Origin of the sequence: Lactobacillus sp. UMNPBX4 (assembly GCF_002554115.1) — a bacterium.
Taxonomy (GTDB): Bacteria; Bacillota; Bacilli; order Lactobacillales; family Lactobacillaceae; genus Lactobacillus; species Lactobacillus gallinarum.
Genome location: NZ_PCZF01000088.1, coordinates 1 through 2,474 on the forward strand (window position 1 = coordinate 1; position 2,474 = coordinate 2,474).

Consider the following 2,474-nt stretch of genomic DNA (forward strand, 5'->3'; position numbering starts at 1 on the left):
AATCACAACGATTCGACTCTTTTCAATTTGTCAATGTCTTAACTTAATGACATTGCCAGATTCGGAGGGGTGTCTTTTTTGTAATTTAAAAGACTACGATATAATAAAACTATAATGATGACAGTGCCTAGAAAGTGAGGACAATTATGAAAAAGAAAATGATGGTGACATTGCTCACTAGTGTCTGTTTAATGGGACCAGTTGGCATGCTTACGCAAACTCATCCTCAAGTAGTGCAAGCAGCCAGCAAAGGCAAACTGCGAGTAAAAGGAAATAAGAAAGTACGTCTTTATACCAATCGTGGTAAAAAATCTAAATATTACGCTTATACAAGCAGAACATATTCTTATTCTGCTAAGAAATATCTAAAAATTGGCAAGAAAAAGCATTTAGCTTATAAAATTGGTAATAACTCACATTGGATTTTAGCTAAGAATGCCAAATTGGTGAAGAAGACGGTTGAAAGATATAGTCAAGCCGTTATTAAGTTGCCAAGTGGTTATACACGTTCTGAACTATTAGAAGCATATAAAGGCCACCCAAGTGAAGAATTCATTGCCGCTTCGATGAAGGGCATGGAAGAAAATAATTTCTCACGCGTTGCCACAGGTGAAACTGCAAGCGATAAAAGACTTATCAATCCAGACAAGCTTTCTGCAAGTGAACAACATGAATTAGCTGATTTTTCGTTAAGAGTAATTAATAGTGCTCGTGAACAATTAGGTCTTGAACCTTGGATTTATAGCACTGGCACGCAAGAATTAGCTGATGATATTGCTAATGAATATGAAGAACACGGCCGTAGCATTAAAGATCAAGGACATTATGTGGAAGGTATTGTTAAAGCTTGTCAAAAGCATGGTCTTGAACTAGATGATAACTATGTAGAAGATATGGCCGGCTTTACTATTAATAAAACTACTATGCCAATGGGTGAAATGAAGCGCAACGTTTACTTTGGCTTAAAACAAATGATTTTTGGTTTTGCCGGATCTGGTGAAGATGAGCGTAAAAACAAGTCTTTGTACCGCGAATGGGAACATGCAGGTGACTTGTTCAATACTCAAGGATCAAGTCATGATGGCGATCATAATTATTATGGCTTTAGTATTTCTAAGACGGGCAAGATTTATTCAATGCACTTCATTAGCGTTCCAACTTTTATTGTGGGAAGTGAAAAGTACAACACCAACTTTAGGCCGTAAAAGTTAAATTAAGCACGTATTAAGCGTGCTTTTTTGATATGATAGATAAAAAATACTACGGAGGAAGCAATGAAAAAAACTTTATATTTACTGCGACACGGACAGACATATTTTAATTATTATCACAAGGTGCAAGGAAGGTGTGATTCTCCATTAAATGAGATGGGAATTCGTCAAGTAGAGATGGCACGCGACTACTTCCAAAAAAATAATATTCATTTTGACAAGGCTTTTTCATCAACCCAAGAACGTGCTTGTGACACTTTGGAGATTGCTACAGATCATCAAATGCCATATAAGCGATTAAAGGATTTGCGTGAAAAATGTTACGGTATTTTTGAAGGTCGAGATGAATTTTTGCTTCCTTGGAATTACAATAATCCTAATGTTGATCCAACTATGGAAAAGGACGAAGATGTTGTTAATAGAATGCATCGTGCAGTTGTGGAAATTTTAGACAACATCAACGATGGCGAAACTGCATTGATTGTTGGCCATGGTGACATTTTGGCCAAATATGTAAGAGATGTTGCTGATCCTAACTTTGCTGGTTTTGCCAATGCTTCTATTGTTAAGTTGTCAGTTGATGGTAAAAATGTTCATTTGGATAAGTATGTATGGCCTGCGGAGGGTTTGAAACAAATTTAAATGGCGATAAATTTATATTTAGTACGACATGGACAGACATTATTCAATGCCCAACAAAGAATGCAAGGTAGCTGTGACTCTGCTTTAACTAAGTTAGGTATTAAGCAGTCTGAAGCTTTGCGTGATTATTTTAAGAAAAAGCAAATAGTATTTGATAAGGCTTATTGTTCAACGCAGGAGCGCGCTAGTGATACGCTAGAAATTATTGTTGGTCCTGAAATGGATTATGAACGTTTGAAGGATTTAAAAGAGAAAAATTATGGACCATTTGAAGCTAAGAAAAACTTTTGGTGGCCGCTTATGAAGTTTAGATCCGGTTCAATGGAAGATAATCGTGAAGTGGTTGAACGAATGGAGCGCGGAATTAATTTGATCTTGCGGGATGCCAAAGACGGCGAAAATATTTTAGTAGTCGGTCATGGCGATAGCATGAGTCGGTATATCTGTGAAAAGGCTGGCAACCACAAGTTCCATGGCTTTCACAATGCTGAATATGTTCAACTGAAGAGCAACGGACATGAAGTTGAATATGTAAAAAGCTGCTGGCCTGCTAAAAAATTAAAAATCGTAAATTGCAATAATAAATTGAACACTTACGCTGTTTGATAGATTTTATCTAAT

At 36.5% G+C, this 2,474-nt stretch carries 3 protein-coding genes; all 3 read left to right on the forward strand.

All coding sequences use genetic code 11. The annotated features are described in order from the left end of the window. Positions 1–146: 146 nt before the first annotated feature. The 3 genes from CP355_RS09670 to CP355_RS09680 all read left to right on the forward strand — a co-directional run bounded on the left by CP355_RS09670 (position 147) and on the right by CP355_RS09680 (position 2,459). The gene (locus CP355_RS09670; protein WP_025006066.1) at positions 147–1,205 is read left to right on the forward strand and encodes an SEC10/PgrA surface exclusion domain-containing protein; all 1,059 of its coding nucleotides are present in this window, start codon (positions 147–149) and stop codon (positions 1,203–1,205) included. 69 nt (positions 1,206–1,274) lie between these two features. After that, complete coding sequence (locus CP355_RS09675; RefSeq protein ID WP_025006065.1) at positions 1,275–1,853, forward strand: histidine phosphatase family protein; 579 nt, start codon at positions 1,275–1,277, stop codon at positions 1,851–1,853. Then, the gene (locus CP355_RS09680; protein WP_098044431.1) at positions 1,854–2,459 is read left to right on the forward strand and encodes a histidine phosphatase family protein; all 606 of its coding nucleotides are present in this window, start codon (positions 1,854–1,856) and stop codon (positions 2,457–2,459) included. It begins immediately after the preceding gene. The last annotated feature ends 15 nt before the right edge of the window (positions 2,460–2,474 follow it).

Coding starts and splice junctions, on each gene's coding strand:
- CP355_RS09670 (WP_025006066.1), top strand. CDS start 147: ATGAAAAAGAAAATGATGGTGACATTGCTCACTAGTGTCTGTTTAATG.
- CP355_RS09675 (WP_025006065.1), top strand. CDS start 1,275: ATGAAAAAAACTTTATATTTACTGCGACACGGACAGACATATTTTAAT.
- CP355_RS09680 (WP_098044431.1), top strand. CDS start 1,854: ATGGCGATAAATTTATATTTAGTACGACATGGACAGACATTATTCAAT.